General features: G+C 63.0%; 15 protein-coding genes (1 of these 15 only partly in view). 6 read left to right on the top strand and 9 right to left on the bottom strand.

The features are described from left to right. The 4 genes from msrQ to ilvC form a co-directional block, all read right to left on the bottom strand. Positions 1 to 578, bottom strand: partial view of a protein-methionine-sulfoxide reductase heme-binding subunit MsrQ gene (msrQ, locus tag ACOAPY_RS17225; protein WP_465154130.1) — the 5' portion only. The gene continues 19 nt to the left of window position 1, outside the view; the window shows 578 of its 597 coding nt (coding positions 1–578); its start codon is at positions 576 to 578; its stop codon lies beyond the left edge, outside the window. Further along, positions 578 to 1,579 (bottom strand): protein-methionine-sulfoxide reductase catalytic subunit MsrP, encoded by a 1,002-nt coding sequence (gene msrP, locus ACOAPY_RS17230; RefSeq protein ID WP_465154131.1) that lies wholly within the window; start codon positions 1,577 to 1,579, stop codon positions 578 to 580. Before msrP ends, msrQ begins: the two co-directional genes overlap by 1 nt. A gap of 63 nt (positions 1,580 to 1,642) precedes the next feature. After that, entirely contained in the window at positions 1,643 to 2,458 is an 816-nt protein-coding gene (gene pssA / locus ACOAPY_RS17235; protein WP_076428086.1) for a CDP-diacylglycerol--serine O-phosphatidyltransferase, read from the bottom strand. Between the two features lie 156 nt (positions 2,459 to 2,614). Then, a complete protein-coding gene (gene ilvC, locus ACOAPY_RS17240; RefSeq protein WP_021701388.1) occupies positions 2,615 to 3,631 on the bottom strand; it encodes a ketol-acid reductoisomerase in 1,017 nt (338 codons plus the stop codon). A gap of 125 nt (positions 3,632 to 3,756) precedes the next feature. On the opposite strand from ilvC, the gene ilvY reads away from it, so the two are divergent. After that, positions 3,757 to 4,638, top strand: a complete 882-nt coding sequence (gene ilvY / locus ACOAPY_RS17245) for an HTH-type transcriptional activator IlvY (protein ID WP_076584176.1) — start codon at positions 3,757 to 3,759, stop codon at positions 4,636 to 4,638. 42 nt (positions 4,639 to 4,680) lie between these two features. Here the strand turns inward: ilvY and ilvN are convergent, their stop codons facing one another. Then, the gene (gene ilvN / locus ACOAPY_RS17250) at positions 4,681 to 5,172 is read right to left on the bottom strand and encodes an acetolactate synthase small subunit (RefSeq protein WP_076428090.1); all 492 of its coding nucleotides are present in this window, start codon (positions 5,170 to 5,172) and stop codon (positions 4,681 to 4,683) included. 2 nt (positions 5,173 to 5,174) lie between these two features. Then, entirely contained in the window at positions 5,175 to 6,905 is a 1,731-nt protein-coding gene (locus ACOAPY_RS17255) for an acetolactate synthase 3 large subunit (RefSeq protein ID WP_076584206.1), read from the bottom strand. A 407-nt stretch (positions 6,906 to 7,312) separates the two neighbouring features. Here ACOAPY_RS17255 and ACOAPY_RS17260 point away from each other — a divergent pair, with 407 nt between their 5' ends. Then, entirely contained in the window at positions 7,313 to 7,744 is a 432-nt protein-coding gene (locus ACOAPY_RS17260; RefSeq protein ID WP_465154132.1) for a DUF4124 domain-containing protein, read from the top strand. 22 nt (positions 7,745 to 7,766) lie between these two features. On the opposite strand, the gene ACOAPY_RS17265 is transcribed toward ACOAPY_RS17260, so the two are convergent. From ACOAPY_RS17265 to mrcB, 3 genes are read right to left on the bottom strand one after another with little or no spacing between them, the layout of a single operon-like run. After that, entirely contained in the window at positions 7,767 to 8,096 is a 330-nt protein-coding gene (locus ACOAPY_RS17265) for a YqcC family protein (protein ID WP_465154133.1), read from the bottom strand. Then, complete coding sequence (locus ACOAPY_RS17270) at positions 8,096 to 8,821, bottom strand: tetratricopeptide repeat protein (RefSeq protein WP_465154134.1); 726 nt, start codon at positions 8,819 to 8,821, stop codon at positions 8,096 to 8,098. Before ACOAPY_RS17270 ends, ACOAPY_RS17265 begins: the two co-directional genes overlap by 1 nt. 22 nt (positions 8,822 to 8,843) lie before the next feature. Next, positions 8,844 to 11,159: a penicillin-binding protein 1B gene (gene mrcB / locus ACOAPY_RS17275; protein ID WP_465154135.1), complete on the bottom strand. Its 2,316-nt coding sequence runs from the start codon at positions 11,157 to 11,159 to the stop codon at positions 8,844 to 8,846. A 117-nt stretch (positions 11,160 to 11,276) separates the two neighbouring features. Between mrcB and ACOAPY_RS17280 the strand changes: the two genes are divergently transcribed. From ACOAPY_RS17280 to ACOAPY_RS17295, 4 genes are read left to right on the top strand one after another with little or no spacing between them, the layout of a single operon-like run. Next, the gene (locus ACOAPY_RS17280; RefSeq protein WP_465154136.1) at positions 11,277 to 12,839 is read left to right on the top strand and encodes a bifunctional aminoglycoside phosphotransferase/ATP-binding protein; all 1,563 of its coding nucleotides are present in this window, start codon (positions 11,277 to 11,279) and stop codon (positions 12,837 to 12,839) included. A gap of 59 nt (positions 12,840 to 12,898) precedes the next feature. Next, on the top strand, positions 12,899 to 13,237 hold the full coding sequence (locus tag ACOAPY_RS17285) for a pentapeptide repeat-containing protein (RefSeq protein ID WP_076584164.1): 339 nt from the start codon (positions 12,899 to 12,901) through the stop codon (positions 13,235 to 13,237). A gap of 4 nt (positions 13,238 to 13,241) precedes the next feature. Continuing rightward, positions 13,242 to 14,000, top strand: coding sequence for a class I SAM-dependent methyltransferase (locus tag ACOAPY_RS17290; protein WP_465154137.1), 759 nt, complete (start codon positions 13,242 to 13,244; stop codon positions 13,998 to 14,000). Positions 14,001 to 14,017: 17 nt separating this feature from the next. Continuing rightward, positions 14,018 to 14,290, top strand: a complete 273-nt coding sequence (locus tag ACOAPY_RS17295; RefSeq protein WP_076584162.1) for a TfoX/Sxy family protein — start codon at positions 14,018 to 14,020, stop codon at positions 14,288 to 14,290. Positions 14,291 to 14,377: the final 87 nt, after the last annotated feature.

The following is a 14,377-nucleotide window of genomic DNA, read 5'->3' on the forward strand; positions in this document are numbered from 1 at the left end:
GACAAACCTTCCGCTACCCGAGGCACACGCGACAGCAGGACAAACGCGCCCGCCAGCGCATAAAGCAGCCACTCACCTATATCGGAGCGCACCACCCAGAGCATGTGCAGCAATGCCAGGACAAGGATGAAGTAGGCCGCCCGGTGCAGTTGGCGCCAGCGCAAGCCAAGCCGACGCTGACTGTAACGGTTAGACGTCAGGGCCAGCAGCAGCAGCGCCACAAATGCCAGCATCCCCACAATAATGTAGGGGCGCTCACTGACATCCGCCCACAGCCGATCGAAACGCAGCCCGAGAATGAACAGTAAGTAACCGCAGAAGTGCAGCAGCGCATAGGTAAAGCACCACAGCCCCAGCTGCCGCCGCACCGCCAACCAGCCGCCCCAGCCGGTAAGCCGGCGCAGCGGGGTCATGCATAACGTGATAAGCAACAGAATAAGCGCACCCTGCCCCAGGTTATCGACCAGCACCTTGCCGGGATCGGGACCTGTCATGTGCTGTAGCCCTTCATAGAGCCAGTACAAGGGGAGCAGCAACGCAGCAACGAATACCAGACCGCGCCAGAGGGGATAACGCATCAGTAGTATTTCCGCAGATCGAGTCCACTGTAGAGCGACGCCACTTCGTCATAGCCGTTGAACAGGCGGGTATCGATCACGTTCGGACTGAACAGACTATTGGGCAGCCTCCGCTCGGTCGCCTGACTCCAGCGTGGATGATCCACCTGCGGATTGACGTTGGCGAAGAAACCATACTCATCCGGCGCCAGGCTCTCCCATGTCGTTCGCGGCCGCTCGGCCACCAAGCTGATACGCACAATGGATTTGATGCTCTTGAAGCCGTACTTCCAGGGCACGACCAGACGCAACGGCGCACCGTTCTGATTGGGCAGCTCACGCCCATAAAGCCCTACCGCCATGAATGCCAGCGGATGCATGGCCTCATCGAGGCGCAAGCCTTCGACATAGGGCCAATCGATCAGGGAAAAGCCGGAGCGCACGCCCGCCATCTGTTCGGGCGCCAAACGGGTTTCGAAGCGAACATACCTGGCATTGCCGGTCGGCTCCGCGCGTTTGAGCAACGCCGCCAGCGGAAAACCCAGCCAGGGAATGACCATGGACCAGGCTTCGACACAGCGCAGACGATAAATGCGTTCTTCCAGGCGATGCGGCTGCACGAGCTGCTCCAACGCGACAGGACCAGGCTTGGCCACCTCACCATCGACCAGCACCGTCCAGGGCTCGACTTCCAATTTGCCGGCGTAACGGGCGGGATCGCCCTTGCTGGTCCCGAATTCATAGAAATTGTTGTAGCCGGTGACATCCTTGTAAGGCGTCAGTGCCTCCTGCCCGGGAGCCACGATCTGCCATTGCACTTGCGACAACTTGTCGGCCAGCCAGCTCGGAGGGGTACCCGGCTCTACCCCGGCATAGCGCTCATTGTCAGCGCGCACAGGCAAGCTTCCCAGCGCCAAAGCACCGGCAGCGCCAGCCATGAAACGACGACGGGAGAGATAGACAGATTCCGGGGTGACATCGCACTCGCGCGCGGCGGATGCAGAAGGAGACTTGATCAGCATGGTGGGCTCCACAGCCTGGGCGTCGAATAGGCCAGTAGACTGCGGAGCCGCGCGGAAATTACATCACTCGGCCGCGTTGCGACGACGCAGTTGCAACAAATATTGAACCGGGCCGGAGGCTGCATAGGCAAGGAAGATCAGCAGCAGGATGCGGGGCGGATCGCTGAAGACCACGGCGAACACCAGCACCACGATCAGGATGGCCACGAAAGGCACGCGCCCCTTGAGGTCCAGATCCTTGAAGCTGTGGTACTTGATGTTGCTGACCATCAGGCAGCCGGCCGCTGCCACCAGCAGTGCAACCACGAAGGCCATGTTGGAGCCCTTGATGCCGAAGTCACTGAAGGCCCACACGGTTCCTGCAACCACCGCAGCGGCCGCCGGACTGGCCAGACCGATGAAGTAGCGTTTGTCGGCCTTGCCGACCATCGTGTTGAAACGCGCCAGACGCAACGCCGCGCCGGCCACATAGATGAAGGCTACCATCCAGCCGACCTTGCCCAGACTGCCCAGGGCCCACTCGAACGCCACCAGCGCCGGCGCCACACCGAAGGCCACCATGTCCGACAGCGAGTCGTATTCGGCGCCGAAGGCGCTTTGCGTGTTGGTCAGGCGCGCCACGCGCCCGTCGAGACCATCGAGCACCATGGCGACGAAGATGGCGATGGCGGCATGGTCGAACTGACCGTTCATGCCATTGATGATGGCGTAGAAGCCTGAGAACAGCGCTGCCGTGGTGAACAGGTTGGGCAGCAGATAGATACCGCGGTGACGAACCTTGCGGCCCTCGGCATCCTGCCCCTCCTCCACGTGTTCATCGATGGGCAACAGGCTTTCCGGTTCGGAGCCCTTGGCAGAATCCTCGGGACGTTCGTTCATGAACAACACCTTGCAGCAATTGGATGGGACTTCGACCAGCGCCGCCGACACTGGTTCGCGGGCGGCACGGTTTACGAGTGGGCTTTATACCAGAAGCCCACTCGCGCATAAAAAAACGCGGCCAAGGCCGCGTTTCTTCAAGCGTATCGCCAGGCCTTAGTTCTTGGCCTTGTCGACGATCTTGTTGGCAGCGATCCACGGCATCATGGCGCGCAGCTTCTCGCCTACAACTTCGATGCCGTGAGCAGCATTGTTGCGGCGGTAGGCGGTCATCGACGGGTAGTTGGCCGCGCCTTCGGCGATGAACATCTTGGCGTACTCACCGTCCTGGATGCGCTTCAGAGCGTTACGCATGGCCTGACGGGACTCGGCGTTGATCACTTCCGGACCGGTCACGTACTCGCCGTACTCGGCGTTGTTGGAGATCGAGTAGTTCATGTTGGCGATGCCGCCTTCGAACATCAGGTCGACGATCAGCTTCAGCTCGTGCAGGCACTCGAAGTAGGCCATTTCCGGAGCGTAACCCGCTTCGACCAGAGTATCGAATCCGGCCTTGACCAGCTCGACGCAACCGCCACAGAGAACGGCCTGCTCACCGAACAGGTCGGTTTCGGTCTCGTCCTTGAAAGTGGTTTCGATGATGCCGGTACGGCCACCGCCAACGCCCGCGGCGTAGGACAGAGCGACGTTCTTGGCGTTGCCGGAAGCGTCCTGGTACACGGCGATAAGGTCAGGGATGCCGCCGCCTTTGACGAACTCGGAACGCACGGTGTGGCCCGGGGCCTTCGGCGCGATCATGATCACGTCGAGGTCGGCACGCGGAACGACCTGGTTGTAGTGGATGGAGAAGCCGTGGGAGAAGGCCAGGGTAGCGCCCTTCTTGATGTTCGGCTCGATCTCTTCCTTGTACAGACGGCCCTGGAACTCGTCCGGGGTGAGGATCATGACCAGGTCGGCATTGGCGACAGCGGTAGCCACGTCGGTGACTTTCAGACCATGGGCTTCAGCCTTAGCGACGGTAGCGGAGCCCTTGCGCAGGCCGATGGTGACGTCGACACCAGAGTCCTTCAGGTTGCACGCCTGGGCGTGGCCCTGGGAGCCGTAGCCGATCACGGCGACTTTCTTGCCCTGGATGATGGAGAGGTCGCAGTCTTTGTCGTAATAAACTTTCATGGTCTTGGCTCTTGTGAATCGAATGGGATGGGTGCGCTGCACCGCTACGGAAGCACCTTAAGCGATCCACACCATTGCGTAAAATGATATATTTGCAACACTACATGCCGATATGTGAAACGACCATGGACAGCCAGGCTCTCCGGCTTTTTCTCTCCCTGGCAGACAACCTGCACTTCGGCAAGACCAGCCGCGAGCAGCATGTCAGCCCTTCCGCACTCAGCCGCAGCATCAAGCAACTTGAAGACGAACTGGGCGCCCCGCTGTTCCTGCGCGACAACCGCTCGGTACGCCTGACCCGTGAAGGCCAGCAGTTTCGCCAGTACGCCCAGGACGTGATGAACGGCTGGCAGGCCATCCGCCAGACGTTCAAACAGGACCAACAGGTCCTGCACGGCGAACTCTCCCTGTACTGCTCCGTCACGGCCAGCTACAGCTTCCTGTACGACATCCTCAGCAGCTTCCGACAGAACTACCCGCGCATCGAGATGAAGCTGCACACCGGCGACCCTGCCAAGGCGGTCGAGCGCGTCCAGCAGGAGCTGGAAGACCTCGCCATCGGCGCGCGCCCGGACAGCCTGCCGGCCGACGTCGCCTTCCAGCCCATCGCGCGCTCCGAGCTGCGTTTCATTGGCCCGCAATCGCCGCAACTGCTGAACGAGGAGCAGCTCAGGCAGCCCAGCGCCGAAAGCTGGAAGGACGTGCCGCTGATCCTCTCGGAAGAAGGCCTGGCCCGCACGCGCACCGACCGCTGGCTGAAGAGCCACAACATCAAGCCGCGCATTTATGCCCAGGTCAGCGGCAACGAGGCCATCGTCAGCATGGTGAGCCTGGGATTCGGCATCGGCGTGGTGCCGCAGATCGTCCTGGACAACAGCCCGCTGACCGCGCGCATCCGTCTGTACGATATTCAGCCGCCACTCACGGCCTATGACATCGGCCTGTTCGCCCTGCACAGGCGTCTCAAGGATCCGCTGATCGCCGCCTTCTGGAATCGCCAGACATAAAAAAGCCCCGCACCAGGCGGGGCTTGTTCTGCAACACGGCGATCAGATGCTCAGCACCTTGTCGCCACGCGCGATACCGGTCACACCACTGCGCACCGTCTCCAGGATCGACGCGGTGCCGATGGCCTGAATGAAGCTGTCCAGCTTGTCGCTGGTACCGGCCAGCTGGATGGTGTAGACGCTGCTGGTCACGTCGACGATCTGCCCACGGAAGATGTCGGTGGTGCGCTTGACCTCGGCGCGCTGGGCGCCGGTGGCCTTGACCTTCACCAGCATCAGCTCGCGCTCGATATGGGCGCTCTCCGACAGATTCACCAGCTTGACCACTTCGATCAGCTTGTTGAGGTTCTTGGTGATCTGCTCGATAACGTCGTCGTGACCGACAGTGGTCAGCGTCAGACGCGACAGGGTCGGGTCCTCGGTCGGCGCCACGGTCAGGCTTTCAATGTTGTAGTTGCGCTGGGAGAACAGGCCGACCACGCGCGACAGGGCGCCTGGCTCGTTTTCCAGCAGCAGGGAGATGATATGGCGCATGGTCAGGTCCGCTCCGTCTTGCTCAGCCACATGTCACGCATGGCACCTTCGCGAATCTGCATCGGGTACACGTGCTCGCTGGTATCCACGGCGATGTCGAGGAACACCAGGCGGTTCTTCATGGCGAAGGCCTCTTCCATCTTCGGCTTGAGATCCTTCAGGTCGGTGATGCGCATGCCCACGTGACCATAGGACTCGGCCAGCTTGACGAAGTCCGGCAGCGACTCCATGTAGGAGTGCGAGTAACGGCTGTTGTACTGCATGTCCTGCCACTGGCGGACCATGCCGAGGGCACCGTTGTTGAGGTTGATGATCTTCACCGGCAGGTCGTACTGCAGGCAGGTCGACAGCTCCTGGATGTTCATCTGGATGCTGCCCTCGCCGGTAACGCAAGCCACGTCGTCGTCCGGGAAGTTCAGCTTGACGCCCATCGCCGCCGGCAGGCCGAAGCCCATGGTGCCCAGGCCACCGGAGTTGATCCAGCGATTGGGCTTGTTGAAGCGGTAGTACTGCGCCGCGAACATCTGGTGCTGGCCGACGTCGGAGCTGACGAAGGCGTCGCCCTTGGTCACTTCCCACAGGGTTTCGATCACGGTCTGCGGCTTAATGATGCTGCCGTCGCCCTCGTTGTACGGGAACAGGCGACCGTCGCCACGCCACTCGTCGATCTGCTTCCACCAGCTGGCGACGGTGTCCTTGTTCGGGGTCTCGCCCATTTCCTTGAGGATGGCGACCATCTCGGTCAGCACGCTGTCGACCGGACCGACGATCGGGATATCGGCCTTGACGGTCTTGGAGATCGAGGCCGGATCGATGTCAATGTGGATGACCTTGGCATTCGGGCAGAACTTGGCCGCCGTCTCGCCATTGATCACGCGGTCATCGAAACGCGCGCCGACGGCCAGGATCACATCGGAGTGGTGCATGGCCAGGTTGGCGGTGTAGCTGCCGTGCATGCCGAGCATGCCGACGAACTGACGATCGCCACCCGGGAAGGCGCCGAGGCCCATCAGGGTATTGGTCACCGGCAGGTTGAGCAGCTTGGCCAGCTCGGTGAGCTGCGCCGAGGCATTGCCCATGATCACGCCGCCACCGGAATAGAGGATCGGACGCTTGGCGGCGAGAATCATCTCAACGGCCTTGCGGATCTGCCCGGAGTGACCACGGGTCGCCGGGTTGTAGGAGCGCAGCTTGGCCTTCTTCGGGTAGCTGTACTCGTACTTCTCGGCCGGGTTGGTCATGTCCTTGGGTATATCCACGACCACCGGGCCCGGGCGACCGGACTGAGCGATGTAGAACGCCTTTTTCATCACCTCGGGGATTTCCGAAGGATGCTTGATGATGAAGCTGTGCTTCACGATGGGGCGCGAGATACCGACCATGTCGGTTTCCTGGAAGGCATCGGTGCCCACCATGCGGCTCGGCACCTGGCCGGACAGCACCACCATCGGAATGGAATCCATGTAGGCAGTGGCAATGCCGGTAATGGCATTGGTCGCCCCCGGGCCGGAGGTCACCAGCACCACACCGGCCTTGCCGGTGGCGCGGGCGTAGCCGTCAGCCATGTGAGTGGCAGCCTGCTCGTGACGAACCAGGATGTGCGTCACTTCCGGCTCTTTGAACAGGGCATCGTAGATGTGCAGGAGGGCACCGCCCGGGTACCCATAGATATACTTAACGCCTTCGTCACGCAGCGAGCGGACGACCATTTCAGCGCCGGATAAAAGCTCCACGTTGTTCACCTCTATAACGCCAGATCACCACCCGACAACGAGTGGTCCTTTGAGTAGGTCTTACCGGTCAGCGGACGAGCACGACTGTGGTCGCGGATAGAGCAGGGTCTGCCTGACGAGTAGCGGAACGGCCCAATCTTGCGGAGCCTTTCCTTCCCAGCGCGAGGTAACGCGTTGCGGGTGTAACGGGGGTCGGCACGGGTAGCGCCTTTTTCCACTGAGCTGAGGGACGCTTGCGGCGGACCTCACAACAGTAGGAAGGGACGATTGTTCGGATTAGTAAACACCAAGTCAAGCTGTACGTCACAGTTTGTCGCGCTGCCGGCTTGTGACATGGCGCAGGATGAAGATTCGTCGGTTTTGGTTATAGTAACGGGCATGTTTTGCTGCCGATAAAAGGAAATGACATGCGTCGCATGATTCTCGCGTGCTCTGTGCTGCTCACCCTGAGCACCGGCGCCACGGCCGGACAGATTTACAAGTGGGTGGACGCCCAGGGCAATGTGCACTTCGGTTCGCAGCCGCCGGAGGGCCAGGAAGCCGCATCGGTCAACCCGAACATCTCGCAGCCCAAGACACCGCTGGCAAAACCGCCAGCAGCCGAGGAGAGGACTGATGACAAGCAAAAGACTGCAGACGACAAGGTCAAAGGCGATGTTGCTAGGCAGGAAGCTGAGCGCGAAAAGTTTTGCGAGGCCACTCGTTACAATCTGGCCCAACTGAAAAACAACCCGCGTCTTCGCGTCGAGATACAAGGAGAGACTCGCCGCCTCACCGAGGAAGAACGCCAGCAACGCATCGCAGAGAGCGAGGCATCTATCAAGGAGAACTGCGACTAGCCATTCGCAGGCGGCGAAGCGCTCAGCGAGCGCTTCCAATCAACCGATCGAACTCACCCAGCGCCACCAGCAGCGCCTGCACTTCCGATTCTCGCCCTCTGTAGCGCTCCTCGGCCATCGGCCGGATGCCCGACGCAGCCGGTAGCGGCCCCGCCATCTCGAGCAACTGTTTCATGCGCGGCAGAAACAGCCATTGCAGCCAGGCCTCGAAATCCAGGGTATCGACGCAGAAGGGTTGCTGGCTGGCCAGCGCCTCGGCCGAGGGCGACTCGCTCGACCACATGCCCAGCACGCGCAACTCACGCTCGATCAGCAGCAGCTGATCGGCCAGCGCCGGCAAACGCGCATCCATCACAGACTGACCCGCGCCCGCTCACGAGCCTGCGCGGCTCCAGCAGGATCGCCCTGACGTTCGCGCGCCTGGGCGATCAGCCCCCACAGCCCCGCCTGCAGCGCCGGGCGCCCACTGGCGTAGGTCAGGCCGCGGCGCGCCAGCTGTTCGGCCTGGGCGGCATCGCCCTGGGCCAGACGGACCTCAGCAAGACGATAGAGCACCTGCGGCTCGCGCGGGGCGATACGCTGAGCGCGCTCGAGGCTGGAAGACGCACCATCCAGATCGCCACTGCTCTGCTGCTGCTGGGCACTGGTGAGCAGCGCCAGTACCGGACCATCGAGTTGCTCGTCCATCGCCAGGCTGCCGCCCGCCGGGATACCGCTGGGCATGCTCGGCGCTGCAGGCGCCTGGTAGCCAGCGGCTCCCGTGATTGGGCCGGTACTGAGCGGTGCCGGCGCATAGGTAGCCGGAGTCCCGCTGCTGCCATCCGGGTAGGTTTCCAGCGGAGCGGAAGAGACGCCGCCCGGCACCATCACCACCACACCGGAGTCCTGCGGCAGGCTCTGCTCCTGAGTACGCGCCTGCACCGGCGCGCTACCCCCCGCGCTACGCGCAAAGGCGCCCTGCTCGTCAGTCATGAGACTGCCGGACGAATCCTGAACCGGAATGGAGCCCCTCGGTACGCTGGCACAGCCAGACAGGAATGCGGAGGCCAACGCCACGGAAACCAACCACTTAGACATTCGATTCCTCACTTGAAGCGACTCAGTTGAGCCAACCACGCACCCAATCCATCACATTGTCCTGCGGCGCCGGTGCGCCACAGGCAGCACCCGGAGCAGGTTCGCTGCCGCGGATGTAAGGCAACTCCACGGCATTCGGACACCCGGCCGCCGAGCCCTGGCCGCTGTAAGCATCCACCCAGGCAGGCGTGACATTGTCTGGCATCGGCATGTCGAGCGGCAGCGGGTCGGCCTTTTTCATGAAGCCCGTCCACACCTGCAGCGCGCCGGTGGCGCCAGTCAGCGGTGTCTTGCCGTTGTCGTCGCGCCCCAGCCACACAACCGCCAGCAGATCCTGGCTGAAGCCGGCAAACCAGCTATCGCGCGAATCGTTACTGGTACCGGTCTTGCCAGCCAGCGCCAGCGAAGACGGCAGCTGACTGTAGACCGAACGGCCGGTGCCTTCGCGCATCACCCGCTGCATGGCGTTCTGCACCAGGTAGATGGCGCCGGGGTCGAACCGCTGCTGAATCTGGAAGGGATAGCGCTTCAGCGGCTCGCCCTCGGCGGTCAGCACACTGCGGATACCGCGCAGCGGCGTATTGAAGCCACCATTGGCCAAGGTCTGATACATGGTCGCCACTTCCATCGGGCTCAGAGCGCCAGCGCCAAGCAGCATCGACGGGTATGCCGGCCAGTCACGCTCGACGCCCAGACGCTCCAGGGTTTTGAGCACATTGGGCACGCCCAGTTCCAGGCCGAGCTTGGCGGTCGACAGGTTGTAGGAGTTGGCCAGCCCCTGATACAGGTAAATGGTACCGTGGGCCTTGCGATCATAGTTCTGCGGGCGCCAGACCTGCCCATCCTGCCCCTTGATCGAGAACGGCGTGTCCTCCAGCCAGCTGGTCAGGGTGTACTGACTGGGGCGCTCAAGGGCCGTGAGGTAGACCGCCGGTTTGATCAGCGAGCCGATGGGGCGGTTGGCATCGAGCACCCGGTTGAAGCCAGCGAAGCGCGGCTGGCGACTGCCAATCAGTGCCTGAACCTCACCGGTTTCGGGATTGGTCACCACCATGGCCGCCTCGACCTCGTCCACCCCCTGGCGACCGGACAGACGCTTGAAGGTCTCGCTCATGGCGGACTCTGCCTTGAGCTGCAGGATCGGGTCGAAGCTGGTGAAGATGCGCAGGCCTTCCTCGGTCAGGTCTTCCTCGCGGTAGTCCTGACGCAGCTGGCGCTTGACCAGATCGAGGAAACCGGGGAACGAGCTGTCGGCCAGGCTGCCACGCTTGGTCACACCCAGCGGCTTCTGCTTGGCCGCTGCCGCTACCTCGGCCGTCACCACGCCCTGCTCGGCCAGCAGATCGAGCACCAGATTGCGCCGTTCCAGGGCGCGCTCCGGGTTGCGTCGCGGGTTGTAGTAGGTCGGTCCCTTGACCATGCCGACCAGCAGCGCGACCTGCTCCAGCTTGAGCTCGTTCAGCGGCTGGCCGAAGAAGTACTGGCTGGCCAGACCGAAGCCATGCACGGCGCGCTGACCGTCCTGGCCGAGGAATACCTCATTGAGGTAGGCCTCAAGAATCTCTCTCTTGTCGTAGTGCAGCTCCAGCAGCACCGCCATCATCGCCTCGGTAAGCTTGCGACTGAGGCTGCGCTCGTTGGTCAGGTAGAAGTTCTTCACCAACTGCTGAGTCAGGGTACTGCCGCCCTGACGCAACTGGCCGGCGGTCGCATTGATCCACACGGCCCGAGCGATACCCTTGGGCGATACGCCGAAGTGATTGAAGAACTCGCGGTCTTCGACCGCCACCAGGGTCTCGACCAGGTAAGGCGGCACCTGATCCAGCTTGATCAGGATGCGATCCTCGTGGTGCGCCGGATACAGGCCGCCGATCAACAACGGTTCCAGGCGCGCCACCGCCAGCTTGCTGCCGTTGCCCTGCAGCAGGGCGGCCACGTAATCGCCGGAGAACTTCACCCGCACCCGCTGGGCCGGCTCGTTACCTTCATAGAACTGGAAGCCGCGGGTGTGCAGATCGATCAGGTTGCCATTCACCGCGGCCGCGCCGGGGCCATTGGCCGCACCTTCACGGCGATAACCCAGCGCATCCAACTCGGTGAGGAAGTCCTGCTTGCTCAGCTTCTGGCCAACGAACAACTCCAGTGGCCGGGCGTAAACCTTGGCGGGCACGGTCCAGCGCTTGCCGGAGAACTTCTCCTGCACCACGGCATCCAGGTACACGGCAAAACCGGCCAGCACCACCAGGCCGACCAGCGACAGCTTGAACAGCCAGCCCAGCCAGGAACGGCTGCCGGCGCGGCGCTTGGCGCCTTTGCGAGGGGTACGGGAACGAGTCATGGCGCGGCATTATACGCACTTTGCCTGGCGCCGACAGGCGCGCCCCGGCGGTTTGCAGAGCGCCTCACAGCGGCCATAATGCGGACTCTTATCGATACCGAAGCGCAAGGAAAGAACGTGAGCCAAGCCCTGATTGCCGCCCTGCAGAACCCGGCCCTCTACCCTCATCCGGTGGAAGGATTCCAGGTCATCGAGACGCACATCTCCTGGGTGCTGCTCACCGGCCCCTTCGCCTACAAGATCAAAAAACCGGTGAATTTCGGCTTCCTCGACTTCACCAGCCTGGAGCAGCGCCAGCATTTCTGCGGCGAGGAACTGCGTCTCAACCAGCGCCTGACCGAGGGCCTGTATCTCGAGGTGTTGCCAGTCACCGGCAGCGAGAGCGCGCCGCAACTGGGCGGTAGCGGACCGGCCATCGAATACGTGCTGAAAATGCGCCAGTTCCCGCAAAGCCAGCTGCTCAGCGCCGTGCAGGGACGTGGCGAGCTGACGCCGGCACATATCGACGCCCTGGCCCGGCAGATCGCCGGCTTCCATGGCCGCACGCCGGCCGTAGCCAGCGAGCATCCACTGTGCTCGCCGCAGGCCATCGTCGCGCCGATGCGGCAAAACTTCGAGCAGATCCGCCCGCTGCTCGGTGACGCTGCGGACCTGCGCCAGCTCGACGCACTCGAGGCCTGGACCGAGGCCAACATCAGCCGCCTCGAACCGCTGCTGGCCACGCGCGCGGCGAGCGGCGCGATTCGCGAGTGCCATGGCGATCTGCACCTGGGCAACGCCACCCTGCTTGACGGGGAAGTCGTACTGTTCGACTGCATCGAATTCAACGAGCCGTTCCGCCTGATCGACATCGCCTCGGACGCCGCCTTCCTCGCCATGGATCTGGAAGATCGCGGTCTCAAGGCGCTCTCGCGGCGTTTCGTCAGCGCCTGGCTGGAACACAGCGGCGACTACCCGGCACTGGAGCTGCTGAATTTCTACAAGGCCTACCGCGCCCTGGTCCGCGCCAAGGTCGCACTGTTCAGCCTGGCGCACCAGAGCGATGCGGTGCAGCGCGCCGCCACCCTGCGCCAGTACCGCAACTACGCCAACCTGGCGGAAAGCTACAGCGCCATCCCCACCCCGTTCATGGCCATCACCTGCGGTGTCTCCGCCGTCGGCAAGAGCCAGGTTGCCCTGCGCCTGGTCGAGGCGCTGGGCGCCATCCGCCTGCGCTCGGACGTGGAGCGCAAGCGCCTGTTCGGCGAACAGCCGGACGACGCCAAGGGCAGCCTCAACGGCGGCATCTACAGCGCCGACGCCAGCACCGCCACCTACCAACGCCTGCATCAGTTGGCTGAGAGCGCCCTGCATGCCGGCTTCCCGGTGGTCCTGGACGCCGCCTACCTCAAGCGCGAACAGCGCAGCGCCGCCTGGCAGGTAGCCGAACAGAACGGCACGCCCTTCCTGATCCTCGACTGCCAGGCCCCGCAGGAGGTGATCGCCGCCTGGCTGCAGCAGCGCCAGGCCGAAGGCAACGATCCGTCCGACGCCACCCTGGCAGTGATCGAAGCCCAGCAGGCCAGTCGCGATGCGCTTGACGAGGACGAACAGGCCCACAGCCGCCGCGTCGACACAAACCAGGCCGCCAGCCTGGACAGCCTGATCGAGAGTATTCGCCAGCGTCTGCCCAGCCTATGAGGCGTGCCGTTGTTCAGGGCTTGTCTATACTTGTGACAGGCCCTGAATGGAGGCACCCCATGAGCCATCCCCACCAACTGGACACCCCGCTCTTCCGTCTGCTGCACGACGAAAAAATCAGCGAATTCAATAAACAGAAGCCGCGAGAAGGCAGCATCGACCTGCGCGGCGCCGATCTGCGCGGCCTCGACCTGCGTATGCTGGACGCCTCCCGAATCGATTTCACCGATGCCTATTTTCGCGGCGCTGATCTGCGCGGCATCGATCTGCGAGAGGCGTGCCTGGAAGGCGCCAGCATCGCTCATGCGCAAATCTCCGGCGCCTATTTCCCAATACAACTGAGCGCCGACGAGATTCTCCTGTCCATGCAGTTCGGCACCCGCATGCGTTACCGCTGAGCAGATGAGCGACGTTGCCCGCCTGTTCGGCAACCGCGCGGATGCTTACGCTCACTTTCGGCCACAGTATCCGCCGGAACTGTTCAACTGGCTGGCCACAAACAGTCCAAGCAACGAGCGGGCACTGGACATTGCCTGCGGCAACGGCCAGGCCAGCCATCCATTACGGCACCATTTCAAGCAGGTCCTGGCCTGCGACGGCAGCACCGAGCAACTGCATGCCGCCCGAGATCTTGCCGGCGTTGACTGCTTCACTGCAGATGCGAGCGCCCTGCCGCTCGTCGACGAATGCATCGACCTGATTGTTGTAGCCCAGGCTCTGCATTGGTTCGCCACGCCCTCGTTTTTTGCCGAAGTACGGCGCCTGCTCAGGCCCGACGGGCTGTTCTGCGCCTGGTGCTACAGCCTGCTGCGCATCGACGATGCACTGGACGCCACTCTCGACGACTTCTACTGGAACACCCTGGGCGGTTACTGGCCCAGCGGCCGCGCCAGCGTCGATGCTGGCTACCGCGATATCCAGCCGCCCTTCGCGTGCATCGCCGTGCCGGCCTTCGCCATCCAGCTGGAGTGGGATCTGCACCAACTGCTCGGCTACCTCGGCACCTGGTCGGCCGTGCAGCAGCTCGAACAGGCCAGCGGCCGCGACCCGTTGCAGAAGCTGCAGCCGCGCCTGCGCCAGGCCTGGGGTGACGGGCAGCAGAAGCGTTTTGTGCGATGGCCGCTACACTTTCTCGCAGGCTTCCCGACACGCCCCGCATAGAAAGGCAAGGAGACGCCATGCACGACGAACTGCAACACATGAAGAACCTCGGCAAAACCTCGGCGCAATGGCTGCACGCAGTCGGCATCCACAGCGCCAGCGACCTGCGCCGGCTGGGCGCGGTGGACGCCTACCGGGCCGTGCGCGCCCGCGGGTTCAGGGCCTCCAAGGTGCTGATGTACGCCATCGAGGGCGCCCTGCTCGATGTTCACTGGAACGACCTGCCCCCCGGCCTCAAAGCCAGGCTCAATGGCCAACTGAACGACCCCGGAGCAAGCAACAAGAGCTAGCTCACAACCTCCGAGCGGCGAGATTTACCTGTGCGACGCCGCCGCCTATTGTTGCCACTGCCTGCGTGCCTTATCGTCAGCCCAGCC

The sequence above is a fragment of the Pseudomonas stagnisoli genome (assembly GCF_048595745.1).
GTDB lineage: Bacteria > Pseudomonadota > Gammaproteobacteria > Pseudomonadales > Pseudomonadaceae > Aquipseudomonas > Aquipseudomonas alcaligenes_A.

Excerpts from the sequence above, each read along its gene's own strand:
- mrcB (WP_465154135.1), bottom strand. The coding sequence starts at position 11,159 with ATGACTCGTTCCCGTACCCCTCGCAAAGGCGCCAAGCGCCGCGCCGGC.
- ACOAPY_RS17285 (WP_076584164.1), top strand. The coding sequence starts at position 12,899 with ATGAGCCATCCCCACCAACTGGACACCCCGCTCTTCCGTCTGCTGCAC.
- ilvN (WP_076428090.1), bottom strand. The coding sequence starts at position 5,172 with ATGCGCCATATCATCTCCCTGCTGCTGGAAAACGAGCCAGGCGCCCTG.
- pssA (WP_076428086.1), bottom strand. The coding sequence starts at position 2,458 with ATGAACGAACGTCCCGAGGATTCTGCCAAGGGCTCCGAACCGGAAAGC.
- ACOAPY_RS17295 (WP_076584162.1), top strand. The coding sequence starts at position 14,018 with ATGCACGACGAACTGCAACACATGAAGAACCTCGGCAAAACCTCGGCG.
- ACOAPY_RS17290 (WP_465154137.1), top strand. The coding sequence starts at position 13,242 with ATGAGCGACGTTGCCCGCCTGTTCGGCAACCGCGCGGATGCTTACGCT.
- ACOAPY_RS17265 (WP_465154133.1), bottom strand. The coding sequence starts at position 8,096 with ATGGATGCGCGTTTGCCGGCGCTGGCCGATCAGCTGCTGCTGATCGAG.
- ACOAPY_RS17270 (WP_465154134.1), bottom strand. The coding sequence starts at position 8,821 with ATGTCTAAGTGGTTGGTTTCCGTGGCGTTGGCCTCCGCATTCCTGTCT.
- ilvC (WP_021701388.1), bottom strand. The coding sequence starts at position 3,631 with ATGAAAGTTTATTACGACAAAGACTGCGACCTCTCCATCATCCAGGGC.
- ACOAPY_RS17260 (WP_465154132.1), top strand. The coding sequence starts at position 7,313 with ATGCGTCGCATGATTCTCGCGTGCTCTGTGCTGCTCACCCTGAGCACC.
- ilvY (WP_076584176.1), top strand. The coding sequence starts at position 3,757 with ATGGACAGCCAGGCTCTCCGGCTTTTTCTCTCCCTGGCAGACAACCTG.
- msrP (WP_465154131.1), bottom strand. The coding sequence starts at position 1,579 with ATGCTGATCAAGTCTCCTTCTGCATCCGCCGCGCGCGAGTGCGATGTC.